Here is a 23,682-nt window from a genome sequence, read left to right as displayed (position 1 = left end):
CGTTTGCTCGGTGCGCTCACTGGCTTCTCCCTGCTGGTCGGATCGGCTCGGATCGGGGACTACCGAGTGAGCGTGTCAGGCACTGGCGGCGGTCTGGTGGGGCAGGCGGTCGCCGAGGTCGTACTGGGCGGCTTGGAGGAGATAGCTCTCGCGGTAGCGCGTGGCCGGTTCCTGGGCCATGAGCTCGGAGTGGCTTCCCTGTTCTACGAGGCGGCCGTGGTCGAGGACGAAGATGTGGTCGGCCTTGGCGGTGGCGCCGAGGCGGTGGGTGATGAGGACGACGGTGACGCCGAGGGCCGTGAGCTGCCGGATCTGCTCGAACGCCTCGACCTCGGTTTCCGGGTCCATCGCCGACGTCGGCTCGTCGACCACCACGAGGGCGGGAAGCCGGCCGTGGGCATCCGGCGTGGTCAGACGCAGGCGAGTTCGGGCGAGGGCGACCTTCTGCCACTGGCCGCCCGAGAGGCCGACACCGCCCTCGAAGCCCTTGGCGACGAGGGTGTCCCAGCCGCGCGGCAGCTCCTCAACCACCGGGTGAAGGTCGGCGTAGTCGGCGGCGGCCTCCAGCTGCCGCTGCTCGCAGGCAACTTCGGGGCGGCCGAGGAGCAGGTTGGCGCGGAGGGTGAAGGACCAGCGCTGGAAACTCTGGGCGAGCAGGGCGACGCTGCTGAAGAGCTGGTCGCGGTCGGCGGTCGCGGTGTCGATGCCGTCCCACCGGACGCGGCCGTGGTGTGGCTGGTAGACCCCGCAGAGGATGTTGGCCAGGGTGGACTTGCCCGAACCGTTGGCTCCCACCAGGGCGATGACCTTGCCCCGGGGAATTGTGAGGGTGACCTTGTCCAGCGCGGGGGTGTCGCGGCCGTCGTAGGTGAAGGACACGTCCTCGACGGTGATCGTCTCGGGGCGCTCGGGCAGCGGTGTACCGCCGCTGGGGATGGCCCGGCGGTGGCCTTCGCGGCGCAGCTGGTCGAGGTCGCGGACGAACAGCGACTCCTCGTACAGCTGGTTGATCTGGGAGACGAGGCCGCCGATGCTGGCCGAGCCGGTGCGGATGGCCATCACGGCGGTCCCGGCGGCGGCCAGCGGGATCGCTCCGTTCATGACGAGCGAGCCCAGCAAGGCGAAGGCGCAGACGGTGGCGGCGCCGGCAAGCGCCGCGGAAAGCAGGTCGGTACGGGCCCGTGCTCCGGCGAGGCGGCCCTGCTCCTGCTCGGCCGCGCGGGCCATCTGCTCGTAGTGGTGGAGGATGAACGGCCCGCAGGCGTGCACCCGAAGCTCGGCCGCGGAGTACGGGCGGATCAGCATGTCCGCCAGAGCGCTGCTGGCCCGGGAGTGCTGGAGCCAGGCCCGCCTGGAAGCGTAGTGGCGGCGGGCGGTGCGGACAGCTCCCCAGCCGCGCGGGGCGGTGATCAGCAGCAGCATGGGCAGCAGGGCGGGGTGGAGGACGGACAGGACACCGGCGGCGGAGACGAGGCCGAAGGTGGCGGTGAGGACGGAGGTGGCCTGGCCGATGATGCGCTGCAGCGACATCGCACCCCAGCGGGCGCTGTCCACCTCGGCGAGGAACTCGGAGTCTTCGATCGCCTCCAGCTCGGAGCGGCCGACGATGCCCAGGAACTCCATCGTGGCCTGGCGGAAGACCGCTGGTTCCAGCCTGCCTCCGGCCCAGCCGGAGGCGGCGGACAGCACCGAGGACAGGCCCGCTACCAATCCGACCATCACGATCGCCGGCGAGGCGGCTCGCAGCACGTCGGCGACATGGCCGGGGGCGAGCAGTGCGGCCAGGGCGTGGTTGGTGGCGATCAGCGCGAAAGCGGCGGCCAGGCCGCGCATCATCTCGGCGCCGACCAGGGTCAGCAGCGCCGCGCGGTCGGCCTGCCACGCCATACCTCCAGCTAGGCGCAGGAAGCGCGGCATCTGCCGGGCGACCGCCCAGAACGTCACCTCGCCGCTGGCCATCTCGTGCTTGGCCCAGCCGTAGTCGTAGCGCATCGGCCCGCCGAACAGCAGCTGCTCGCTGTCCGGCACGGAGTCCATCGAGGTCTTGGGCGTGCTGGTCACATACTCCCTTTCGCAGAGGGGAACGCAGTGGTCGGGCGCCAGTGCCGTCAGGGTCCGGCGTAGCCGTGGGGCGACCGGTACGGACCGGGCAGGGTTGGACCGGTCTGCACCGTGCCGGGCGGGCGCACTCGCCCGGCACGGTGCAGACGGGCGCCGGTCACGTCTCGACGAGCTCCCGCTGTCCGGAGGCGGGGTCGAATCCGTGGGTGGAGAATGCGGGCCCGCCGGCCAGGTACGCCTCCACCGCGGCCTTGGAGGTCGGGAACATCGGGCTGGGCAGGACGTCGGCGGCGGGGTGCCAGCGCACCTCCAGGTGCTTGTCCGGCTCGACGTTGACCAGCTCGCCCGTGAACTCGCTGGTGGCGAAGACGAACAGCATGAACCCGCCGCGCCCGTCCCAGCCCTCCTTGGCCTGGATGGTGTGGACCAGGCGCAGGTCGGACGGCTTGGCGATGAGCCCGGCTTCCTCACGCAGTTCCCGGGCGGCGGCGTCGGGGATCTCCTCCCCGGGGTCGACCTTTCCACCCGGGATCGTCCACGCGGGGCCGGGGGTCCAACTGCGTTGGGCGTAGTGGACGGTGGCGATCCGGTCGGCGCTCAGGTCGTGGGCGATGACGCCGACCGACAGCCTGCTCGTCTCGTGCATCAGGGGCTCCTGGTTGAAGGTTGAGGGGGCGATGGAGGGGAGGCGACGGTCGAGTAACTGCGCTTCTACGTGTCGCGCGGGGTCAACTCCGAGAGCGCGGTCTCGCGCATGATGCGGTCGACCGTGTCGTGGAGGGTGCTGTCGCTGGCGATGACGGTCTCGATCCCGCCGGGAAGGACGTCGTGTTCGCGGTACCAGTCGCGCAGTTCCCGCTCGGTGACAGCAGCCAGGTACTCGTGATCGGCCTTCGAGGCGTGCCGGAGCAGCGTCTCGTCGATCGGGATGTCGAGGTAGTAGCAGCGGGTGACGCCGCGGTGGTCGTCGACCAGGCGTGTGAGCATCTCGCCGTAGTGATCGGCGTACAGGATGCCTTCGATGACGACGTGATAGCCGGCGCCCAGTGCGTACCGTGCCACGGTGTCGATCAGGCCGATGTTCGCGCCGCCGGGCCGGTCCCGCTCGCGCAGCACGATGCGGCGGAGGTTGTCCTGCGCGACCACGGCCAGGCCCCGACCGAACTGGTCCCGAATCCCCGCCGCCACCGACGACTTGCCCGACGCCGAGTTTCCCCGAACGACCACGAGCCGGGTCTCCGCGCTCCCCGCAGGCGTCCCGGCCGCCGGGAGCACCGGGCGGCTCGTGGTGCTCATGCCGGCCATCCGACGACGGACAGCGGGCGGCCGGCGGTGATCTGGGCGAGCGCGTCGGCGGTGTAGCCGACGGTCGGATCCGGAAGGCCGTCCAGCGGCCAGAAGCGGAGGGCGGCGCACTTGTCCGGTTCGCGGTTGGTGACCTTGCCGGTGTACGCGCGCGGGGTGAAGAACAGTTGGAGGCGTCCGGCGCCGTCGTCGGCGTCGAGGTGGTGGAGGGTGTGCACCAGGTCGAGGTCCTCCTCCCGGATGGTGATGCCGAGTTCCTCGTCGGCCTCGTGGGCCATGCCGGCCAGGACGGACTCGCCTGCTTCGAGGTGGCCGGCCGGGGCGTGCCAGTGCTGGGAGGCGAAGGTGGTGTTGGCGCGCTGTCCGAGCAGCACCCGGCCGTTCTCGATCAGGACCAGGTGCACTCCGACACCCAGGTTGTGCGGCACGGGACGTCTCCTTCCCAGGGGGTAAGGGAACCAGCGCGGGGAGCGCGGCCGGTTCAGAGCATGGCGAAGCTGCGATCAAACTGGTGATCGTTCGTCGTACGTGAGTGCGCAGGTAGGTGTCCCACCGTAGGCGTCTCGGCGGGGCCGCGTCGGCGTGTCGCGGCAGAAGCCACACGATCCGGTGAACAGCCCCAACTCGTCATACTGGGACGGCGGTTGCGGGTCGAACAGGGCAGTGTGCCACGGGGCGCTGACAATTGCGCCATGCTCGGCCGGAGGCGGGCGTTCACGCCCCCGCCAGGAAGGTGATCCGGCTTTGGGGACGCCCAGTGTCGCGGGCGCCTCCGAGGTTCTCGTACTGTCGCAGGCTCGCGCTGTACCAGCCGCGGGCGGCGTCCAGGAGACCTGAGCGTCCGGCCTCGTGAAGCAACCGCCCGCCCCCGGCACGGGAGTGGCTCGTCTCCTGCCGGCAGTGACATCGAACAGGAAGGAAGCGAGCACCCCGTGGGCCGCGTACGACTTGTCCAAGCCGCATCCGCCCTTGCGGTTCTTGGCGAAGCCGTCGTGGTCGAGGTTGAGACTTCCGACGGTGATCGTGCCCACGAGCGCAACTCCTCGCGGTGATGGACTGGGTGGTCCGCGGTCGCCACAGCCACGGTGTTGGTCGAGGTCTCAGGCAGCCTGGTGGCGCTTCAACCAGCTCTCCGGGGCCTGGATCTCCCGGTTGGTCGGGAGGAGGTCCTCGTCCTTGAGGAGGCGCTCGATCAGCGGGAATCCGCCATAGGTGTAGACCGCAGCGACGAACTGCTCGCCCAGGTCGTAGGCACCGGACATGGGGAACTCGGAAGCGAGGCTGGTGAACAGCTCGCTCGGCTCGGGTTCATCGTCCAGACGCTTGCGGGTGGCGACGCCGCACAGCCGCTCGGACGCCCTGGACTGGACCCACGAGGCGTGGCCCTCGGTGACTGCGTGAGGCGCACGGCGCTCGTCATGGGACCGGCGGACCTTCTGGTCCTGGAGGCCGCAGCGCGCCGGGGCATAGGCGAGGGCCGGATTCAGCTCGAACTGGGCGAGGTGGGTGATCTCGTGGGCAAGGCAGCAGGTCAGGAATCGGTCGGTGCCGCCGGACTCGGCGTGGGAGGCGGGCATGACCACCAGGTTCGGGCCCTCGGGGCGCCAGATGATGGCGCCCTGCACCATGGGAGCGAACTTGGTCGCCATTGCCCGGCCCTTGACGTTGCCCGCCTTAGCCGTCGTCTTGAGCAGCCGGCTCTGGACGGCGCCCAGTTCAAGGGAATCGACTGCCATGCCGACGAGTAGCTGATTGTGCTCGATCTGCCAGGCGACGAACTGCTCCGCGGTCGCGAGGCGCACGGTGATGCGGCCGGGCAGCGGCAGTTGGGAGAGCTCAGCTGCCAGCGGGATGGCAGCCTCCAGCAGCCGTTCGTATCGGCACTGGTCATCGGCGTTGGCGTTGGCGTCGTTGTGGATGGTGAACATCGTGGTGTCTTTCTGTGGGTTGGAGGGGGGGTTCCTGCGCGGTCACTGGGCGGGGCGATCCCGGGCTAGCCGGACCGTGCCCTTGCCGACCGGGGCGTGAGGTGGCGTTGGCGGGGACGATGCCAAGTGGGAAGACGAACGTGACCACGTGGACGGCGGTTCGGGCGCCGAGGCGGTGAGCGCCCCAGCCGTCCCACCTATTGCACGCCCGCTACAGTGCGTGTCCCCAACTCCCGCTCGGGGGGCGCTCCGGCGGGCATGGTGCGTTGGCTCGGCAGGTAGGCGGCGTCGCAGGCGGTCAGCCGCAGGGCGGTGCTGGCCAGGGCGAGATGGCTGAAGGCCTGCGGGAAGTTGCCGACCTGGCGCTTGAGCCGTGGGTCCCACTCCTCGGCGAGCAGCCCGAGGTCGTTGCGAAGCGACAGCAGCTTGTCGAACAGCTCGCGGGCCTCCTGCATCCGGCCGATCATGGCGAGGGCGTCGGCCAGCCAGAACGAGCAGGCGAGGAAGGCGCCTTCGTGGCCGGACAGGCCGTCGACGTTGTTGCCGCTCTCGTCGTGGGTGGGGTAGCGCAGTACGAAGCCGTCCTCGGTGGACAGTTCGCGCTGGATCGCCTCGATGGTGCCGATCACCCGCTTGTCGTCCGGCGGGAGGAAGCCGACCTGGGGGATGAGCAGCAGCGAGGCGTCGAGCTCCTGGCCGCCGTAGTACTGGGTGAAGGTGTTGCGCTCCGGGTCGTAGCCCTTGTCACAGACGTCTGCATGAATCTGGTCGCGCAGCCGCTCCCAGTGCACGAGTTCGTCGGCGGTGGCGGATGGCCGGCGGCGCAGGAGGGCGATGGTGCGGTCGACGGCGACCCAGGCCATCACCTTGGAGTGGACGAAGTGGCGGCGCGGACCGCGGACCTCCCAGATGCCCTCGTCGGGCTCGGGCCAGTGGTCTTCGGTCCAGCGGGCGAGGGCACGCAGCATCGCGTCGGCGTCGCGGGAGGTGTGCAGTCCGGCGTTCTCCGCGGCGAGCAGGGCGTCGGCGACCTCGCCGGGGACGTCGAGCTGAAGCTGGCTGGCAGCGCCGTTGCCGATGCGGACCGGGCGGGAGCCCTCGTAGCCGGGAAGGTGACCCAACTCGCCCTCGGCCAGGTCACGTTCGCCGCCGAGACCGTACATGATCTGCAGTCGCCGGTCGGCGTCGCGTCCGAGAGTGCCGAGCAGCCAGTCGCGCCACGCCTCGGCCTCCTCGGTGTAGCCGAGGCGGGCGAGGGTGGTGACGGTCAGGGCTGCGTCGCGCAGCCAGGTGTAGCGGTAGTCCCAGTTTCGCTCGCCGCCGATGTCCTCCGGCAGGGAGGTGGTGGGGGCGGCGACGATCCCGCCGCCCGGATGGCAGAGGCTCTTGAGGGCGAGCGCCGACCGCAGGACCTCCTCGCGGTAGCGGCCCTGATACGTGCAGCGGGACGCCCACTCACGCCAGTGTGCCGCGGTGCGGTTGAGTGCCGCGCGGGAGCTGCGCATGGCGGGTGCCGGGTTGGACGAGGTGCACCAGGTAAGGGAGAAGGTGACGGACTCGCCCGCGGTGAGCGTGAAGTCGGCGCTGGCGCCGTCCTCGGTGACGGTGTGGTGGAGGCCGTCGAGCCAGTAGGAGTCGGGGTGGACGGTCGCGCACAGGCGTGCGGTGCCCTTGCGCTCGGTGCGGGTGATCAGCGGCGTGGTGGCGCCGTAGCCGGGGCGGGCACAGAACAGCGAGGTCATCTCGACCGTGCCGGTGAGACCTTCGACGATCCGCACGATCCGGGCCGCCGTGGTGCCCAGCGGCATGAAGTCGATGACCCGGACGCTGCCGCCGGGGGTGTCCCACTCGTGTTCCAAGACCATGGTGTGGTCGCGGTAGCGGCGCCGGTCGGCCGTCAGGGGGAACCCGTCGGCGGCGGGACCGATGCGCCAGAAGCCGTGGTCCTCGGTGCCGAGCAGGGCGGCGAAGACCGCCGGGGAGTCGAACCGGGGCAGGCACAGCCAGTTGACGGTGCCGTCGGAGTGGACGAGGGCGCCGGTGGCGGTGCTGCCGATGAGGCCGTGGTCCTCGATGAGCGGCCGGGAGCGGTGTGGGGCTGAGAGCGTGGGCATGGAGATTCCTGACGGCGGTGGTGGCGTTCAGCGGCGGGCGGTGGCCGGGGCACTGAGGTGGTCGAGAGTGGCGCGCACGGCGGCGGCGAGATCGGTGGCGACGGCCAACCGGGGCATCGAGCCGAACAGTTCGGCGCGGACGAACCGCTGGAGGCGGTCCTCGCCGTCGCAGCCGACGACCAGCTCGGTGCGCGAGCGGTGGAGGAACCGCTGCCGGACATCGAGGACCTGCTGCGCGCCGTGCGGGCACCAGAGAAGGACGACGCCGATGCGCCGCAGGTTGTGCTCCTGCCAGCCGGCCGGTGTTCCCGTCCCGGAACCGGGGCGGGAACAGGGCTGGGGGTTGAGGACGGTGCCGGTGAAGCCGGCCGCGGCCAGGAGGGCGACGGCGTCAGCCTGCCAGCCGGGACGGCCGGCGCCAGAACCGGCCAGATACAGGGATGGGACGCCGTCAGGGGTGTAGTACTGCGGGTACTCGACCAGCCTCACCGCGCACCGCCGGAGACGGAGGCGGTGGCCAGGCGGGGCCGGCCGAGCAGGAGGACCATGACGACCGCGTGGGTGCGACTGCGGGCTCCGATGACGGTGGCGGCCCGGGTGATGACGCCGCCGATGGTGTCCTGGTTGATGCCGGTCATCCGAGCGACGGCGCGCACCTCGTGGGTGGCGAGCAGGGTGAGCACCTGGTGGTCGCGCGGTGCGAGGTCCGGGAGTTCGCCGGGCAGGGCCGCGCGCAGCTCGGCGGTGTCGAGCTGCTCGGAGGTGATGAGGTCGGCGATGGCGCGGGTACGGTCGGTGAGGCCCCGGCGGTGCATCACCCTTGACATCGTGTTGGCAGCTGAGCTGGCGGAGCAGCCGAGCTGCTCTGCGGCGCCTTCGTAGGAGTGCCCGAGGGCGAGGTGCAGAGCAACGCCGTACTCGCGCTCGCTCAGTCCGGTGACGCCCTTGGCGGCCACGCTGAGGGCTCCGGCGTGGCTGAGGAGTACACGGCGTGCTCCACCGGCTTGGGCCTCGTGTGCCGCCGCTTCGGTGGTGATGACCAGGCAGTTCCCGACCGGAAGGCTTAGCGCACGGGCCGCAGCGCGGTAGGGGTTGAGGCCATGCTCACGGGACTCACCCGCAGACACGGACGCGGACCACACGTTGGGGACGCGCTGCGTGGCGAGCATGCCGGTCACGTCGAGGCCCAGGCGGCTGGTGACCAGGGCACACGGGATCGCCATGGACCCGGCGCGCATCAGCAGCCGCACCAACGGTGCGGGGACGGTGGCCGGCACAGGGGCGCCTGCGGCCAGGAGCACGGGCGCGGCCCCGGACAGACGGGTGACGGGCAGCTCGGCGAGCGCTTCGGCGTCGACGAGGACACCCGCGCGGTTGATCAGGTGGCGGTCCAGGTCGCGGGCCGCCAGCCCGTCGACAGGTGGTCGTAAGGTGCTCATCTTCCGTCTGGGGTTGAAGGGGTGCGGCCTAGGCCCGAACGGCCGCCATGGGTCGTGCGGGTGCTCAGTTCCGGTGGGAGCGGTTTCTGCGAGGAGGAGCCAGAACGGCGCTTGGGCGCTGAGCGTGAGGCGATCAGCCGGTCGGCGACGGCCAGGGTGCCGAAGGCGACGAGGGCGAAGATCGCCAGATAGAGCGGCTGGGCGAGCTTGGTGCGGTGCTGGAGGAGGTAGACGACGGCAGCCCCGACCTGGACTCCCAGCAGGAAGCAGACCAGCCCGATGGCGGCCCGGCCGCTGGTTCGCCGGGTGTTCACGCAGCTCGGCCGCGGGGTGTGATGGCACGAGCGAGTGGCTCGGCGGGCCACGTGGGGTCGATGTCGCTGAGCAGGACCAGGCCGCCCAGGACGGCGGCGATGCTCGCCTGCACCTGGTTGCGGACCCCCAGCCAGGAGCGCAGGTCCCGGCCGTAGCCGCGCATCGTGCCGGTCGAGACGCCGAAGTCGGCCGCCAACTCCGGGGCGGTGCGCCCGCCGACCCAGCCCGTGAGGACCCGCTGGAGGCGCCGAGGGAGCTGAACTGCGGTGGTGAGCGCGGTACAGGGCTCGGTGGTGCCGGTGACGATGCCGTACGCGGCACCCCAGGCGACGAGCTGCAGCACGGTGCGCGTGCCGGTGGCCGTGAACAGCGCGCGGACGGCGGCGTCGACATCGGAAGGGGCCAGCGTGAGGGCGGGGTCGGCCGCGATCGTGCGGGTCTGGGACTCGGTGGCAATGTGGACGAGGAGCCGGATGTCGCGTTCGGGCAGGTTGTGGGCGGGAAGGGTGGTGGCCATGGCGGCACCTCCGGTGGTCGGCGGGCGGTTCACGGACGGTCAGTGGTGGGGGAACCAGGCGCGAGGCGCTCCAGCAGGCGTGGGCCGAGGCGGGCGGCTTCGCCGGTACCGATGACGAGCACCAGATCGCCGGGCTCGGCGAGTTGGGTGACGAGCTGCTCGACGCCGGGCTCGCACGGGCCCGAGCGGGCCCGGTGAACCCGGTCGGCGCTCAGGGCCGCGGTGGCGGCGGTGACGACGGCGTCGAGTGGGTCGGAGACGTTCAGCGTGGTCAGCGGGGTGGCGGCCGGCAGCAGTACGGCGTGGTCGGCCTTGGCGAGGGCAGCGCCGAGCTCGGCGGCGTGGGCGCTGGTGCGGGCGATGCCGTCCGGCTCCAGCACCGCGATGACCGAGCCCTCGGTCAGGAGCCGGGCGGCCGCGACGTCCGCCCTGACCTCTTGGGGGTGTCGGGCACGGGAGTCGCGGACGGTGATCTGCGCCCGGGTGGACTCGAGTTCGGTCAGGGAGCGCTCCACCCCTTCGAAATGGGCGAGGCGTTCGGCGACGGCCTTCGCGTTTTCGCCCGCGACAAGGGCGGTGGCGATGGCGGCGCAGGCCGCCAGGGCGTGGTGGTCGCCGGTGATCGGCACGACGAGCTGGTGCTGCTCGCCCTGATGGCGCAGGGTGAGGAGGTAACCGGTGCCGAGCCAGCGGGGCTTGAGAACCCAGACGTCGGCGCTCTCGTCGAGGCCGACGGTCACCAGGTTGGGGCCGGGACGGTCGGTGAGCCTCTCGTGCACGATCCTGGCGCCGGTGTCCCAGGTCGGCAGGACCACGGTGCCGGCGGAGCGGGCGAGGCTGGTGGCGGCGTCCAGGGCGTCGATGTTGTCCGCGAAGTACGGGGCGTTGGCTGCGACGGCGGCGATCAGCGCCACGGACGGGGACGGCCGTCGGTAGAGGTTCGGGCCGTGCGGGCGGTAGTTCCAGGAACCGGGGGGCGCGGCCTCGTGCGTGCCGGCGTCCGGGCACAGGTCCACGACGAGGCGACGGCCGCCGCCCTGGCCGGAGGTGCTGCCGAGGCCGGGGGCGTTGAGGATCCAGCCGGTTCGGCCATCGGCCAGGGCTGCGGCCAGAACGGCTGCCGCGGTCGTGGTGCCGTGGCTACCACCGACGGCGATAAGCGGATGGCCGAAGTCCTCACAGAGTACGGCGAGCGCGTGCGCGCGGGCGAGCACCGGAAGTCCCAGGGCCTGGGCCCGGTCGAGTTCGGGGTGCGGGGCGACGACCACCCCGGACCAGACCACGGCGGTTCGGTCGTTGCGGACGTGCCCGGCGTCCGAGCCGACCGTGAGTTCCACGCCGGCCGCGCGCAGCCGGTCGGCGGCGGGGCTGTCCTGGTGTGCGGGGTCGATGCTGCCGGTGACGTCCAGGCCGCGGGAGGCCAGCCACAGGGCCAGGCCCTCCATACCGGACTCGGTGGCGCCGACCAGGTGGGTCTTGGCCAGCAGGCCGGGCCCGGTGGGGGCGGGCTTCGCGCTCTTCTTCTGGGGGCGGACGGTGGTGTCCATGAGGGTCTCCGGCGTGGTCAGGAATAGGGGGGTGGAACCGGGACGGCCGCGGGCTCGGGGGTATGGCTCCGCGGCCGTCCCGGGGCTCAGGCCTGGGCGAAGCCGCGCGCGAGCTCGGCGTCGGTGACGCGGCCGGCGTGGTGGTCGACGTCCAGGCGGGCGAGGGAGGCGAGGTGGGCGACGACGTGCTCGCCCAGCAGCGCGCAGGCGAGGGGGCTGGTCTCGAACGCCTTGATGGCGTCCCAGGCGTGGCGAGGCATCTCGGGCAGGTCGTCGTCCCAGCCGGCGTCGCCGGTGACGGGCTCACCGGGGGTGAGGTCTGCGGTGACGCCGTGGCGGACGGCGGCGACGGCTGCGGCGAGTGCGAGGTAGGGGTTGGCGTCCGCGCCTGGCAGGCGCACCTCCAGGTGCAGGCCCGGTCCGTGGCCGACCACCCGCACCGCACAGGAGCGGTTGTCCCGTCCCCACGCGATCCTGGACGGTGCGAACGGGCCCCCGAGGCGCTTGTAGCTGTTCACGTACGGCGCCCACATCGGTGCGCTGGCGGGCAGCACCTCCAGCAGCCCGGCGACGGCCCGCTCACCCAGCTCCGACAGGGCGTGCGGGGCGTCGGCGCGGGCGAGGAGCGGCTCGCCTCTGGCCCACAGGGACAGGTGCAGGTGCATCCCGGAGCCCACCCCGTGCGCCGGGGCGGCCATGAACGTCGCCGCCATGTTCTGCCGGTCCGCCAGCGCCCGTGCGGCGTGCTTGAACAGCACGTGCTGCTCGCAGGCCTCCCGCGCCGGGCCGTAGGGGAAGGTGACCTCGATCTGGCCGGCGGCGCTCTCCAGCTTGACCGCCTCGACGGGAAGCCCCGCCCCGGCCATGGCCTGCCGTAGCGACCGCGAGAACCCGGCCGCCGCTGTCGGCCGGTCGAGGGCGTAGTCGCGGTTGTCCCACGTCACCGGACGCAGCCCCCGCCAGTCGGCCGCAGCTGCGTCGGCGGCCGTGCAGTCGTAGACGACGAACTCGGTCTCGATCCCGACCCGCACCTCGTAGCCCAGGCCGCGGAGTTGGTCGAGCTGCTCGTCCAGGATGGTCGCCGGGGCCAGTGGATGCGGCCGGTCACCGTCGACAGGGTGGGCGAACACCACGGCGGTGCCCGGCTCCCACGGGAGCAGGCGGGCCCGGCTGAGATCCGGCACCAGCGCGATGTCGCCGAAGCCGGACTCCCAGGAGAACGTGCCGGTGACCTGAGGCGTCATACCCAGGTCCGTGCCGATCACGTACCCGCACACCTCCGGGCGGATCCGCCCCGACGCCAGCCGCGCCAGCAGCACCTCGGCCTCGAACTCCTTGCCCTTGAGGCGCCCCTGCGGATCGACGGTGGCCAGCATCACGGTGTCCAGGCCGAAGACCTCCACCAGCTCCGGCAGCCGGCCGACCGGCTCGGTGGTGTCGGCGGACGGGGCCGCGGGCGGGTGGGCGGTGCGCATCGCGGGCCTCATACGATCTGCTCCTCGACCGCGGCCAGCTGCGGATCCTGGACGACCGGCACGGAGAACCGCTTGCCGGCCAGCCGCCACCACAGCGCCGCCAGCGCCAGGACCACCAGCAGGGTGACGGGGGCGTAGTTGAACGTCTCCACGGTCACCGGGTAGCGCTGCGGCAGGCACACCAGCACCGTGAGCACGACCACCCACGCCACCGCGGCGATCCCGACTGGCCGGCTCCACCGGCCCAGGTTCCACGGCCCCGGGACGAAATGGTCCCGCTGTCGCAGCCGCAGGTAGACGGGCACGATGTACGACGGCGTCATCCCGATGACGTTGACGGCGGTGACCGCCCCGTACGCCGCCGCGTTCCACATTGACGGCACCGCCAGGACGAACGCCACCGCTACCGACAGCCACACCGCCGGCACCGGAACCCTGCGTGGCGACACCCTGCGCCAAGTCGCCGAGCCCGGCAGCGCGTTGTCCCGGGAGAACGCGTAGACCATCCGCGAGCACGCGGTGACCTCGGCGGATCCGCAGAACAACTGGGCACCGATCACGATCAGCAGCAGGGCCTTCGCCCCGGTGGTCCCGAGCGCGTCCAGGAAGACCTGCGCGGGCGGCACGTCCGCCGCAGCGGTGCCCGCGTAGTCCTGCACCGCGAACAGGAGGCCGGCCAGCAGCACGAACCCGGCGATCAGGGAGACCCAGATCGAGCGGACGATGCCCTGTGGTGCGGCGACCCGCGCGTTCGTCGTCTCCTCGCTCAAGTGGGCGCTCGCGTCGTAGCCGCAGAAGGTGTAGCCGGCCAGCAGCAGGCCGACCGCCGACACATAGATCGGGTTCGACCAGCCGGTGCCGTTGGCGAAGTGCCCGAACACCCAGGAAGGGGACTGGTGGTGGGAAGGGACGGCCGCGAGCACACCGACGATCACCAGTACGCCGCCGATGTGCCACCAGACCGAGATGCTGTTGAACAGGCTGACCGCCCGGACGGCGAAGACGTTCAGCAGGGCGTGCAGGACCAGGACACCGGCGAAGATCGCGAGGATCAGGCCAGGGGTCGCCTCCACCCCCCACTGCAGGTCGGCGAACGCTGCGATGAAGCTCGCGGCGCCGTAATCGATCCCGGCGATCCCGCCCAGCAGGCCCAGCAGGTTCAGCCAGCCCGTCGCCCATCCCCAGCGTGGGCCGCCCAACTGCCGGGCCATGTAGTAGAGCCCGCCGCTGGTCGGGTAGGCGGAGGTGACCTCGGCCAACGCCATGCCGACCAGCAGTACGGCCAGACCCACACCCACCCAGCCCCACATCATCACGACGGGGCCGCCACTGATCAGACCGAATCCGAACAACGTCATGCAGCCGCTGAGGACCGAGATGACCGAGAAGCTGACGGCGAAGTTGCCGAACAGGCTCATCCGACGCACCAGTTCGGGCTCTATCCCGAGTAGCTGCAGATGGTCGTCATCCCCGTGGGGAAGGGGAACGCGCTCAGAAAGCGGCATGAGGAAGCCTCCGAGGAAGGTCGGTGGTGTCGGATCCCGGTTCGCTGACCGGGGAAGGAGGAGAGGTCAGCGGCCGGCGGCGCACGACTGGGCAAGGGCCTGCCGGAAGAGGTCGTCCGGCCGATCGCCGACGCTCACCCACGGCTGGGACGAGACGAATGGCGACATCACCGCGAACACCTCGGCAGCATCGACGGGACGACGGGCCGCCCAGAGCGCGTGCGCCAGGTGGCTCTCGTCCACCACCGGCCACCGACCCTGCTCTCCGGGTGCCACCCGCCAGTTCTCGTACGCCCGCAGCACTGCGGCACGGACACGTTCGTCCTTCGTCCACAGCAGCTCGGCCGCGTTCCTGAGCGGCGCCCGGCGATACCGATCGACGAACACGTACAGCGGAAGGGCGTGCAAGGGCGAACCCGCCGGCGCGCCGGGCAGGAACGCCGCCAGGAACTCGCTCGCCGTGCCGGAGCTACCGCGGGCGAGCCAGACGCGGAGCATCCGGTGGAACGCCTCCCGGTTCCAGGGGTCCGCCCGTTGGGCCTGGGCGAGAAGCCCCCACGGTCCGGGCGGGAGCATCTGGTCGGGTGCCGGCACCCGATGTTCGGGACGGGCCTGGCTGAGGTCCAACTGCGCCAGGGCGAGCAGGCAGATCCACGGCACCGGGTCGTCGGCGAGCGTGGCCGCCGCATCCCAGCACAGCTCCCGGGCCGAGTGCTCCAGCCGGGCAACAGTCCGGGGATCCGTCGGCTGAGCACTTGCCATGAGAGCCCGGTCCACCGCCGCCCGCGCCAGGAGAGTCACCAGGCCGACGCTGCCCGCGGCCTCGGCTCGCCAGTGGTTGAGGACGTCCGTACGCGACGCGACAGCGGCGAGGACCTGGGTACGAGCCGTCCACACCGGCCAGTCGCCCCACGACTGCGCCAGCACCGCGCGGGCAGCCATCCAGCGCCCCTGCTGCAACTCCTCCACAGCCCCACGAAGCTCGCCGTCGTGGCCGCCAGGGTGCTGGACGAACCGACCTGGATCAAGGGTGAAGGCTGTGTCCACGGCCGGGTCCTTTCTGGAGGCGATGCCGATCGCGCCCGAAACATGGGCGGGAGAGTAGGCAACCGTCGAGTCGCCGGAGCCTGTGCGATGCTCGGGTCCGACCGGTGCTGCCGAATCTGGGCGGGTCATACGGAACCACCAGCCAAAGCCCCTGTGACAGTGCAGACTTGTTGCACCGTGCGGCGTTGATGTTGAAAATCTGCCCATGACCTGCGAAGTCAACGGCCAAAATTCTCTGAGGGAGCGCAATGACGCGATGGGGACGGCTCGCCGTGTTGCGCAGGGCCGCCGGCTACACCCAGGAACAGCTGGCGACGGCGATGGATGTGGACCGGACGACAATCCACCGGTGGGAGAACGGCAAGGCAACACCGCGCCCATGGCAGATGCCGAGGCTCGCCAGACTCCTGAAGGCCTCCCAGGACGAGTTGCGCTCCGCGGTCTTCGGGAACCCGGATGCTGATTGCGCTCCCCAATCGGGAGCAGAGGTAGAGCGCGGCGAGTCCGCGGCGGCCGCGCTTTCGCTGCCAGGACCAGGAACCACCTGGAAAGGAGCCGCCTCCGAGCTTGGCAACGTGGGACCGCGGCTCGCCACGGTAGACGCCCTGATCGGCGACTGGGCATCCGTCAACGCGAAAGCTCCAGCTCCCGCTCTGTCGCTGTGGGTCACGGAAGAGGACGTCGTTGTCGCGGAGGGGATGCTCGGCATGTTCCGCCAGCTCGACCACACGCACGGGGCCCGTCAGCACTGGCAGCAGGTCAGCTCCTACATCGACACCGAACTCGAAGGCCTTCTGCGCCGGCCTGCCGTCGACGAACAGGTCGCGCGTCAACGTGCCCAGCTCACCGTCGGGTTCTGCGAGCTTGCCGGGTACCAGGCCGTCGACATCGGTAACCCCGACAGGGCCCTGGAGTACTACCAGCGCGCCTTGGCCCTGACGACGGCAACCGGCGATCAGGCGTACGGTGCCTACCTCGTGGCCGTGAACCTCGGGCACCTCGCCCTGCACCGCGGGAATCCGGAGACCGCCCTGCGGTGGGCCTCCTCCGCCCGCGCCGCAGCCGGTACCGCCGCGAGCCCGGCCACGCGCGCGGCCATCACGGCTGTCGTCGCCCGAGCGAACGCCAGAATGCTCAGGGAGAGCGAGGCGACCCGGCTGATCCTCGAAGCCGAGAAGCTCCTCGAAGCAGCCAGCGTGGAAGACGAACCCGCCTGGATCCGTTACTTCACCCACGCCTACCTCGCGGACGAGGCCGCCCACTGCCTCCACGACCTCGGCCGTGCGCCGGACGCCAGGATCCAGCTTGCCGACGCCCTCGGGGGCGTCGGCAAGGACAAAGTCCGTCGGCGCGCGATCGATGCTGCTCTGCTCGCCGCGACCTGGCTGCGCAGCGGGGACGTCGACCAGGCGTGCGCGGTCGGCCGCGATGCCGTCGTCTACGCTGCCCGGACAGGATCGGGACGATGCGTCGAGCGGGTGGCCAGCATCCTGGCCGACCTGCAGACACACGCCGACTACGTTGCGGTCCGGGAACTGCGTGAGTTCGCCAGGGCCGTGTTGCCGGACGCCGACAAGCTGGCGGTCACGCTGGCAGGCGGCTCATGATGCGCCGGTAGAAGTCGAGTTCGGCGCGGAGCGCCTGCTCCCGTGCCAAGGGCGCCGACAGGTAGTGGTCACCGCCCTCCAATAGCAGGCTGCCATGCTCACCGCCTCGGCCGGCCAGCTCCTTGGCGAAGTGCATGGCCTCCTCCGCAGACGTGATCGTGTCGGCGGAGCCATGGATCACCAGCACAGGGCAGCGGACCCGCTCGGGCTTCACCGCGCCGGCCGGCCCTCGCAGCGCAGCTGCGTGCGGCCGCTGAAATGCCGGAACGGACAGCTCCCATAGAGCGGGGTCGATGATCGCCGAGATGGCTGTGGCGGCAGCGAACGGTCCCGGACGGCATGCTGCTTGGAGCGCCGTGTACCCGCCCGCGCTCGCCCCACTGATGAACACCGCTCCAGGAGTCGCCTGGCCGAGCGTCAGGAGGTGTTCTGCGACGGCCGCGCAGTCGTCGACGTCGTAGGTGCCCCAGTGGGCATGCAGCGACTGCCGGAAGGCGCGTCCCTGACCCGTACTGCCTCGGTAGAGAACTTCGGCGACGGTGAAGCCGTGGCTGACGAAGTACTGAGTGACCCAGTCCAGCCGGAGGGGGACGTCGTCCGTCGGACCGGGATGGGCCCGCACAAGGAGAAGCCCCGGTCGCGTGTCTTCGGGCGGCAGGTGCAGCAGGAAGCGCACCGGCCCCCCCGGACCCGCGATGGTCTCGACCGAGGGCGGAATCGGCGTCCAGGGCACAGGGAACTCGGAAGCCTTGCCCACCGGGAAGGTCTGGGCGTCCGTCCGCGCTGCCAGGTCGACTGACCAGATGGCCGGCGGGCTGCTCGCAGTGGAGCCGACCACGGCCAGGAGACCACCATCGACGGTGACGTACGGCTTCACGGACGTGAGATTCGAGCCGACTTGTCGCCGACCGCCGTCGGTGTCGACGGCGAGCAGCTCGGTGGTGAATCCGTTCATCACCGTCAGCACGATGGTGCCGTCGGCGGCGAATCCGTAAGACTGGTAGCCGCCTTCCCAGGGCGCCGGCGCGCAGTCCGCTTCGATCGGCGCGACCGGCTCCACCACGCCGTCGCGCAGCCGGTACAGGTTCCACCACCCTGTCCGGTCCGACATGAAGTACAGCAGGCCGTCCGGTCCCCAGGAGGGCTGCACCGCCGACTCTCCGAGGCCGCCTGCCACAACGCGGCTCGGCCCGACGATGTCCGATCGGATGTCGGCCAGCACGAGGCGAGTGCTGTCCCACGGCATCTGGTCGCGCTGCCACTCCACGTACGCCAGGGTGCCTGCCGCCAGCCGAGGAGAGCCGAGGAACCCGCGGGAGCGAACCAGGACCCGGGTGTGCCCGGCCCGGGACACAGAGATGATCTCGTCCACGGTGCCGTCCCCGTGAACCGCGAGCAGACCACCGTCCGGTGCCGGAGCGAGGTCTCCGTACTGCACGGACCCAACGACAGAGTCGATCCGCTCGGGCGCGCGGCCAGCCGCTTGCCGAAGGAGGGAACCGTCGTCACCGACGAACCACACTCCCCCCGACGTCACCGCGAAGGCGCCGCCACCGTAGGCATGGAGCTGGCCTCCGACTGAGAAGTCGGGGGACGTCACCGCGACGGCCGTGCCCGACCGGTCGGCGCGCATGACTCGTCGGCATCCGCCGTGATCAGGATCCGACTGCAACCACCACAGTGAGCCCGACGCCGACCGGAGCTCGTCGTACGCCACAACTTTCCGGGCCACCCACTCGGGCGGGAGCCCGATGCCGTCGGTCATACAGTCGAGGTCCTCTCAGCTGCGCTGCAGGCTGCTCGTAGGCTATCCGCCCGCCTGGAGAGCCACCGTACCCGGCAGTGGCCGAGGAAGCCTTCGAGGCCAAACAACGGTGGCTCTCCCGTACGGGAGCTCAACGACGGGCGTGACGCCCCCGACGATCAGTTGGACGCAGGCTTGGGGGCGTACCGCAGCAGCACGACGTCGCCGATCGTCCGAGCTTCCAGAAGTCCCATCCGTCGGCTGCTTCCACCGGGGTAGTCCGCCGGGTGGAGGAAGCGCGGTGCGGCGGCGTCGCCGACGAGCAGCGGGGCGATGGCGAGGTGGATCTCGTCGGCCAGCCCCTGGGAGAGGAACTGGGTGTGGATCTGCCCGCCGCCCTCGACCATGAGGCGGCCGACCCCGCGGGTGGCGAGGTCGTCGAGCAGCGCACCGAAGTCGACGGTGGGGCCGGTGCTGACGACGTCGGCGAGGCCGTCGAGCGTTTCCCGAAGCTTCGGTGCGGCAGCGTCGGTGGTGTAGACGACCTTCTTGTCGCCGAAGTGCCAGAACTTGAGGTCCCGGCTGAGGTCGCCGCTGGCGGAGATGGTGACCTTGAGGGGGTACTCGGGCTTGCCGGCCGCGATCCGGTCGGCGCGGCGCTTCTCGCTGTTGACCAGCAGGCGGGGGTTGTCGCTGCGAAGGGTGTTTCCGCCGATGAGGATGGCGTCGGATTCGGCTCGGACATGGTCGACGCGGTCGAAGTCCTCGGCGTTCGACAGCAGCAGACGCTCGGGGGAGGCGTCGTCGATGTGACCGTCGACGGACGTTGCGACGCTCAGCAGGACGAAGGGGCGGGAGGCCATCGGCGGTCCGTTCTCTCGGGACAACAGGGCTCTGGTCATCACACTTCATGGAGCAGGACGCTGTCGAGCGCCTGCCGGAAGTGGGCGACTTCCGGTACGCCGTCACACCCTTGCAGCAGGGTGTCGAGGTGCGCCAGCTCGGAGAGGATCCGCGCCGACCCGGTCGTTGCCGCAATCGACAGCGCCGCGGCGGCCGTTGTCGCGGCGTGCTCGGGGCCGTCGGTGTGGAATTGGGCGATGGCCGAACGGGCGAGGTAAACACCGCGGTCTCGCTGGTAGCTCGCGGGCAGGGCCCGGATCGCCTTCTCGAAGCCGGATGCCGCCTCACGGTGGCGCCCCAGCGACGACAACGACCGGGCGCGCTGGGCCTCCACGTAGGGCTCGTTGAGCCACCGGCCTCGGCCGGCCGGTGCCTCTGGCGGCTTGGCGAGCAGCGCGAGAGCTTGGTCGAAGGCGCGCTGCGCTGTCCTCTCGTCGCCGAGCAGTGCGTGTCCGTGGGCCGCGTACACCGCCCCCATGGCGTTCAACCGAGTTCCCGCGCCGGCCAAGCGCTGGGCCGCGGCGGCGAGGTCGATCGCCTCGATGGAGTCCTGCATGTCGCCAGCGAGCTGGGACTTCCGCGCCATGATGTAGGCGGTCAGGTCCTGCTCGCCGGAGGCGCTCGCCCAGTCGACGGCGCGGTCCGCCCAGTACTGGGCGGCACGGTGATCGCCGCTGTCCTGGTAGAGCCAGCTGCAGAACTCGGCGTATTCGGCCTGCACTTGCAGAAGGTCGTGCCGGTCCCGGCCGGAGGCCTCGCGGCGAAGATGTTGGATGAGGCGCACGTGCTCCTGGGCCGTGGCGACGACCTCGCGAGGCCCCAGGACGTTGTCGCACTCGACCAGCGACCTGCGGAGCAACCGCATGTTCTCGACCGGGTGGATCTCAGTGGAAAGCGCCGGTGGGACGGCCCGGGGGCCGGGTGCTGCGGATCTCTCGGAGGGTGTGACGCCCAGGACAGCGGTGCCGGCCCGCAACAGGGGCCGACGCGGCAGGCTCACGAAGACGATCCTCCCGTCGGCCGTTCGGCAACCGACCCGGACGCCGCCGTCCATGACGGCCATGGACGCCACGCCGGCCCTGGTCTCCTCGGCGCCGGCCGCTTCCATTTCCGGTGTCGCAGTTTGCCGGCCAGCTCCGTCCGGCAGAGAAGTACCCTGCACCGGCCCCATGTTGCCGGTTGGACCGGTCCGCCCAGGAGCGTCCAGCAGGGCTTCGGAGAGTTCCTTCTGGTCAACTCTCAACAGGTCGGCGAGCTTCGGCATCTGCCACGGACGGGGCACAGCCTGACCGCGATCCCACCGGCCGACCGTCGTCCGGTCGACCCCCATCGCGATCGCGAGGGACTCCTGCGTGTACCCCGCGCTCATGCGCAACGCGATGAACCGCTCGCGCCGTGCCCCCATCGCCCGTCCCCAAGAATGCCGGAACCCGCTTGCGCCAGAAGGTGCCAGGCCAGCGGACGCTTTGCCACACAGATGCAGCGTCAATGCAGCAATTCTGCTCTGTTCAAAGACGGTTCGCAGCGATTTCGTAGAGCTCGCCGGACACCACGGCGATACCACTGGAAGGAAGGACAAGGCATGGAGAGCACCACGCCCGCCGTTCACGACGACGAGGGCGGCCTGCTGGTCGCCGTCCGCAACATCCGAGCCGCCCGCTCCCGGGCCGACGTGCCGTCCGACAACACCGGCGGCCGATCCGACCAGAACGACACCTGAGCAGGACGCCCACGATGCCTGAGACCGCCTCGTGGGCGGTGTGCCTGGGTGGGGACCAGTTCCTCACCCAGGCGCTCCACCGCTCCTACGCCGTGTTCCCCGCAGATGGAGCCGACACCGCTCCCCTCCTGTCCTGGGACGATCTGAACACCATCCTCGCCACCCACCGCATCGAGCCGCCCCGGCTGCGGCTCTCGCAGGACGGCCAGACCGTCCCCGTCAGCCGGTACTCGACGCCGACCACCAACCGACGCGGGGTGACCTGGAACCGGCTGCACCCCGCCCAGCTGCACGCCAGGCTCGCCGAAGGTGCCTCCCTCGTCGTGGACGCGATCGACGAGATCCACCCGCCGATCCGAAGCGCAGCCGAGGACCTGGAACGCTTCGTCGCCACAACCGTGCAGACCAACGCCTACGCCTCCTGGACCGAGCAGGAGGGCTTCGGCCGGCACTGGGACGACCATGATGTCGTCGTGGTCCAGCAGTACGGGGCGAAGCGCTGGCGGTTGTGGGAGCCGACCCGGCAAGCACCCACCTTCCGCGACGTGGACTCACCGGAGGAGCCCGAAGGCGAGCCCATCGCGGACTTCGTCCTCCACCCGGGCGACGTCCTCTACCTGCCTCGCGGTTGGTGGCACAGCGTCACTGCCGACCAGGGCACGGAGTCGCTCCACCTCACGTTCGGGCTCGTCGCCCAGACCGGCGCCTCCCTCGTGGGGTGGTTGGTGGACGAGCTGCACGAGAGCACCGTCCTGCGGATGGACGTCCCGCGCCACGTCGAGGCGGACACGAAGGCCGCCTACCAGAACGACCTGCGGACCGCGGTGCTCACCGCGCTGTCCGAGCCCAACCTGATCGACCGCTGGGCACGGTCCACCGACACCACCCACTTCGGCCGACCGGCACCGTCCCTGCCATACGTGGACGCTGTTCCTGCGGGCAGGGAGATCGCAGTGCGACTCACCGCCCCGCGCGCCGAACTCACCAGCAACCCGGAGGCCGGAACCGTCACCCTGTCCACTGCCGGCACCGCGTGGGACTTCGCCGAGCGCGCCGGCCCCGCCTTGCAGATCCTGTTGACCGGGGACACCGCCAGCATCGCCGAACTCGCTGACGCTGCGGGCCTGGAGGTCAAGGACGTGGCCGGCGTCCTGACCGCCCTGGTCCAGGGCCAGGTCCTCGCCGTCGTCAAGGCCGACCGGTGAGCCCCGTTCTCGGCCTGGGGACCTACCGGGTGCGCGCTGCCGGCGACGCGGCGCGCACTGCCCTCATGGCCGGAGCCCGATGGATCGACACCGCCCCCAACTACGCCCACGGCCAGGCGCACCGTGACCTCGCCCCCGTCCTCGCCGAGCACCCGCACGCCAAGGTGACGACGAAGACCGGCTTCCACCCGGGCGGCCGCCACAGCCTCGCCCCCGTGGACGTCCGCGCCCAGACCGAGGAATCGCTCGCCGTGCTCGGCCGTGCCGACATCGTCTTCGTCCACAACCCCGAACGGTCGAGCCGCGATCGGCAGCAACTGCACCTCAACGTCCGGGCTGCGTTCGGCGTGCTGGAGGAGTTCGCGGACGCCGGCCGTATCGGGGGTTATGGCGTTGCCACTTGGTCCGGCTTCACCGAGCGGGCGTTCACCATCGCCGAGTTGGTCGGACTGGCCCAGGACGCTGCCGGATCGGCGGACCACCGCCTCACCGGCGTGCAGATGCCGATCAGCCTCGTCATGGCCGAACCCCTCGCCAAGGCCCTCGACGGGGCCGGCCCGCTCGTTCACGCACGCGACGCCGGGATCACCACGTTCGCGTCCGCGCCCCTGCACGGCGGTGAACTGCCGGGTCTGATGACACCCGAACTGGTGAACCTTCTCCAGCCGGGATCGACCCCGCACGCCACCGCGTTCCAGGTCATCGGAGCGTGCCCGGCGCTGGACGTCGTCCTCACCTCGACCAGTACCCGCCGGCACTGGGACGATGCGAGAGCGGCGCTCGCCGAACCGGTCCCCGACAAGCGACTCAGGACGGTGCTCGATGTCCTTTCAGCCGGATGATGACACCGGGCGCAACCTGATGGCAGCACACGAAAAGGCAGCGGCCTTCCTCGGCCTCGTGTGCACCGGACCGGCGGTCTTCGGCACCTCCGGAACCACCATCGGCCGGCGAGCCGAGAGCATCTGGCTCCGGGTCTCCAGAAACAGCCGTCACCGGGCGCCCCGACCGACCGGTCAGGGAGCCCTCGGCGCGGAACAGCTCATCCCCGCCTCCGTCCCGCGACCCCGGCTCCACAACACCGCGGACTGGACCGAGACCGGCTGGTTCTACCAGGCTGACGTCTTTGACCTGGTAGGTCCCGCGGTCTCCTCCACGCCGGATCTTCGCGACGACCCTGGGCTGGACGACGGCTAGTGGAGCGCACTGAAGGACGCTCTGGCCGGCATCGCGGAAGCACCCAGCGCGAA

Annotated in this window: 21 protein-coding genes and 1 pseudogene; 5 read left to right on the top strand and 17 right to left on the bottom strand. The window is 70.9% G+C overall.

The window, feature by feature from the left end; all coding sequences use genetic code 11:
* Positions 1-75: 75 nt before the first annotated feature.
* The 14 genes and pseudogenes from A6F73_RS05335 to A6F73_RS05270 all read right to left on the bottom strand — a co-directional run bounded on the left by A6F73_RS05335 (position 76) and on the right by A6F73_RS05270 (position 15,382).
* A complete protein-coding gene (locus tag A6F73_RS05335; RefSeq protein WP_244293302.1) occupies positions 76-2,061 on the bottom strand; it encodes an ABC transporter ATP-binding protein in 1,986 nt (661 codons plus the stop codon).
* Between the two features lie 157 nt (positions 2,062-2,218).
* Positions 2,219-2,707 carry an NUDIX domain-containing protein gene (locus A6F73_RS05330; protein ID WP_063346701.1) on the bottom strand — a complete coding sequence of 163 codons (489 nt, stop codon included), beginning with the start codon at positions 2,705-2,707 and terminating at the stop codon, positions 2,219-2,221.
* Between the two features lie 65 nt (positions 2,708-2,772).
* On the bottom strand, positions 2,773-3,357 hold the full coding sequence (locus A6F73_RS05325; RefSeq protein WP_063346700.1) for an AAA family ATPase: 585 nt from the start codon (positions 3,355-3,357) through the stop codon (positions 2,773-2,775).
* Positions 3,354-3,794, bottom strand: a complete 441-nt coding sequence (locus A6F73_RS05320; RefSeq protein WP_159398371.1) for an NUDIX domain-containing protein — start codon at positions 3,792-3,794, stop codon at positions 3,354-3,356. The genes A6F73_RS05325 and A6F73_RS05320 overlap by 4 nt, the downstream gene beginning before the upstream one ends.
* Before the next feature lie 672 nt (positions 3,795-4,466).
* Positions 4,467-5,294, bottom strand: a complete 828-nt coding sequence (locus tag A6F73_RS05315; RefSeq protein ID WP_063346698.1) for a hypothetical protein — start codon at positions 5,292-5,294, stop codon at positions 4,467-4,469.
* 293 nt (positions 5,295-5,587) lie between these two features.
* Positions 5,588-7,408, bottom strand: a pseudogene (locus A6F73_RS05310) (glycoside hydrolase family 15 protein); the annotation flags it as partial.
* A gap of 27 nt (positions 7,409-7,435) precedes the next feature.
* Positions 7,436-7,897, bottom strand: coding sequence for a hypothetical protein (locus A6F73_RS05305; protein WP_063346696.1), 462 nt, complete (start codon positions 7,895-7,897; stop codon positions 7,436-7,438).
* Complete coding sequence (locus A6F73_RS05300) at positions 7,894-8,847, bottom strand: hypothetical protein (protein ID WP_063346695.1); 954 nt, start codon at positions 8,845-8,847, stop codon at positions 7,894-7,896. Before A6F73_RS05300 ends, A6F73_RS05305 begins: the two co-directional genes overlap by 4 nt.
* Positions 8,844-9,161, bottom strand: coding sequence for a hypothetical protein (locus A6F73_RS05295; protein ID WP_063346694.1), 318 nt, complete (start codon positions 9,159-9,161; stop codon positions 8,844-8,846). Before A6F73_RS05295 ends, A6F73_RS05300 begins: the two co-directional genes overlap by 4 nt.
* Complete coding sequence (locus A6F73_RS05290) at positions 9,158-9,679, bottom strand: hypothetical protein (protein WP_063346693.1); 522 nt, start codon at positions 9,677-9,679, stop codon at positions 9,158-9,160. Before A6F73_RS05290 ends, A6F73_RS05295 begins: the two co-directional genes overlap by 4 nt.
* Positions 9,680-9,708: 29 nt before the next feature.
* Entirely contained in the window at positions 9,709-11,226 is a 1,518-nt protein-coding gene (locus A6F73_RS05285) for a Mur ligase domain-containing protein (protein WP_063346692.1), read from the bottom strand.
* Positions 11,227-11,312: 86 nt separating this feature from the next.
* The gene (locus A6F73_RS05280; protein ID WP_107452823.1) at positions 11,313-12,713 is read right to left on the bottom strand and encodes a glutamine synthetase family protein; all 1,401 of its coding nucleotides are present in this window, start codon (positions 12,711-12,713) and stop codon (positions 11,313-11,315) included.
* Positions 12,710-14,206, bottom strand: coding sequence for an amino acid permease (locus A6F73_RS05275; protein WP_063346690.1), 1,497 nt, complete (start codon positions 14,204-14,206; stop codon positions 12,710-12,712). The genes A6F73_RS05280 and A6F73_RS05275 overlap by 4 nt, the downstream gene beginning before the upstream one ends.
* A gap of 66 nt (positions 14,207-14,272) precedes the next feature.
* Positions 14,273-15,382, bottom strand: a complete 1,110-nt coding sequence (locus tag A6F73_RS05270) for a hypothetical protein (protein WP_159398370.1) — start codon at positions 15,380-15,382, stop codon at positions 14,273-14,275.
* A gap of 119 nt (positions 15,383-15,501) precedes the next feature.
* Between A6F73_RS05270 and A6F73_RS05265 the strand changes: the two genes are divergently transcribed.
* Positions 15,502-16,860, top strand: a complete 1,359-nt coding sequence (locus A6F73_RS05265; protein ID WP_079135455.1) for a helix-turn-helix transcriptional regulator — start codon at positions 15,502-15,504, stop codon at positions 16,858-16,860.
* Here A6F73_RS05265 and A6F73_RS39090 read toward each other — a convergent pair.
* The 3 genes from A6F73_RS39090 to A6F73_RS39085 all read right to left on the bottom strand — a co-directional run bounded on the left by A6F73_RS39090 (position 16,838) and on the right by A6F73_RS39085 (position 20,996).
* Positions 16,838-18,625, bottom strand: a complete 1,788-nt coding sequence (locus tag A6F73_RS39090; protein ID WP_079135454.1) for a prolyl oligopeptidase family serine peptidase — start codon at positions 18,623-18,625, stop codon at positions 16,838-16,840. The two genes, A6F73_RS05265 and A6F73_RS39090, sit on opposite strands and share 23 nt — an antisense overlap.
* Before the next feature lie 158 nt (positions 18,626-18,783).
* Positions 18,784-19,467 carry a dihydrofolate reductase family protein gene (locus A6F73_RS05255; RefSeq protein WP_063346687.1) on the bottom strand — a complete coding sequence of 228 codons (684 nt, stop codon included), beginning with the start codon at positions 19,465-19,467 and terminating at the stop codon, positions 18,784-18,786.
* Positions 19,468-19,505: 38 nt separating this feature from the next.
* On the bottom strand, positions 19,506-20,996 hold the full coding sequence (locus tag A6F73_RS39085; RefSeq protein ID WP_159398369.1) for a helix-turn-helix transcriptional regulator: 1,491 nt from the start codon (positions 20,994-20,996) through the stop codon (positions 19,506-19,508).
* Positions 20,997-21,089: 93 nt separating this feature from the next.
* Between A6F73_RS39085 and A6F73_RS42140 the strand changes: the two genes are divergently transcribed.
* Genes A6F73_RS42140 through A6F73_RS42880 form a run of 4 tightly spaced genes read left to right on the top strand, consistent with a single transcriptional unit; the run spans position 21,090 to position 23,629 of the window.
* Complete coding sequence (locus A6F73_RS42140; protein WP_167745851.1) at positions 21,090-21,227, top strand: hypothetical protein; 138 nt, start codon at positions 21,090-21,092, stop codon at positions 21,225-21,227.
* A 14-nt stretch (positions 21,228-21,241) separates the two neighbouring features.
* The gene (locus tag A6F73_RS05245) at positions 21,242-22,432 is read left to right on the top strand and encodes a cupin domain-containing protein (RefSeq protein ID WP_063346686.1); all 1,191 of its coding nucleotides are present in this window, start codon (positions 21,242-21,244) and stop codon (positions 22,430-22,432) included.
* Positions 22,429-23,274, top strand: coding sequence for an aldo/keto reductase (locus A6F73_RS05240; RefSeq protein ID WP_063346685.1), 846 nt, complete (start codon positions 22,429-22,431; stop codon positions 23,272-23,274). Before A6F73_RS05245 ends, A6F73_RS05240 begins: the two co-directional genes overlap by 4 nt.
* The gene (locus A6F73_RS42880) at positions 23,255-23,629 is read left to right on the top strand and encodes a hypothetical protein (protein ID WP_244293301.1); all 375 of its coding nucleotides are present in this window, start codon (positions 23,255-23,257) and stop codon (positions 23,627-23,629) included. Before A6F73_RS05240 ends, A6F73_RS42880 begins: the two co-directional genes overlap by 20 nt.
* The last annotated feature ends 53 nt before the right edge of the window (positions 23,630-23,682 follow it).

It is taken from the genome of Streptomyces sp. MJM8645 (assembly GCF_001625365.1).
In the GTDB taxonomy this organism is placed as follows: domain Bacteria; phylum Actinomycetota; class Actinomycetes; order Streptomycetales; family Streptomycetaceae; genus Kitasatospora.
The sequence above is the reverse complement of the archived record's forward strand: the minus strand, read 5'-3'. Positions and strand labels throughout refer to the sequence as shown.

Excerpts from the sequence above, each read along its gene's own strand:
- A6F73_RS05300 (WP_063346695.1), bottom strand. The coding sequence starts at position 8,847 with ATGAGCACCTTACGACCACCTGTCGACGGGCTGGCGGCCCGCGACCTG.
- A6F73_RS05315 (WP_063346698.1), bottom strand. The coding sequence starts at position 5,294 with ATGTTCACCATCCACAACGACGCCAACGCCAACGCCGATGACCAGTGC.
- A6F73_RS05255 (WP_063346687.1), bottom strand. The coding sequence starts at position 19,467 with ATGGCCTCCCGCCCCTTCGTCCTGCTGAGCGTCGCAACGTCCGTCGAC.
- A6F73_RS05280 (WP_107452823.1), bottom strand. The coding sequence starts at position 12,713 with ATGAGGCCCGCGATGCGCACCGCCCACCCGCCCGCGGCCCCGTCCGCC.
- A6F73_RS05290 (WP_063346693.1), bottom strand. The coding sequence starts at position 9,679 with ATGGCCACCACCCTTCCCGCCCACAACCTGCCCGAACGCGACATCCGG.
- A6F73_RS05285 (WP_063346692.1), bottom strand. The coding sequence starts at position 11,226 with ATGGACACCACCGTCCGCCCCCAGAAGAAGAGCGCGAAGCCCGCCCCC.
- A6F73_RS05270 (WP_159398370.1), bottom strand. The coding sequence starts at position 15,382 with ATGACCCGCCCAGATTCGGCAGCACCGGTCGGACCCGAGCATCGCACA.
- A6F73_RS42880 (WP_244293301.1), top strand. The coding sequence starts at position 23,255 with ATGTCCTTTCAGCCGGATGATGACACCGGGCGCAACCTGATGGCAGCA.
- A6F73_RS05245 (WP_063346686.1), top strand. The coding sequence starts at position 21,242 with ATGCCTGAGACCGCCTCGTGGGCGGTGTGCCTGGGTGGGGACCAGTTC.
- A6F73_RS05275 (WP_063346690.1), bottom strand. The coding sequence starts at position 14,206 with ATGCCGCTTTCTGAGCGCGTTCCCCTTCCCCACGGGGATGACGACCAT.
- A6F73_RS05325 (WP_063346700.1), bottom strand. The coding sequence starts at position 3,357 with ATGAGCACCACGAGCCGCCCGGTGCTCCCGGCGGCCGGGACGCCTGCG.
- A6F73_RS42140 (WP_167745851.1), top strand. The coding sequence starts at position 21,090 with ATGGAGAGCACCACGCCCGCCGTTCACGACGACGAGGGCGGCCTGCTG.
- A6F73_RS05330 (WP_063346701.1), bottom strand. The coding sequence starts at position 2,707 with ATGCACGAGACGAGCAGGCTGTCGGTCGGCGTCATCGCCCACGACCTG.
- A6F73_RS39090 (WP_079135454.1), bottom strand. The coding sequence starts at position 18,625 with ATGACCGACGGCATCGGGCTCCCGCCCGAGTGGGTGGCCCGGAAAGTT.
- A6F73_RS05265 (WP_079135455.1), top strand. The coding sequence starts at position 15,502 with ATGACGCGATGGGGACGGCTCGCCGTGTTGCGCAGGGCCGCCGGCTAC.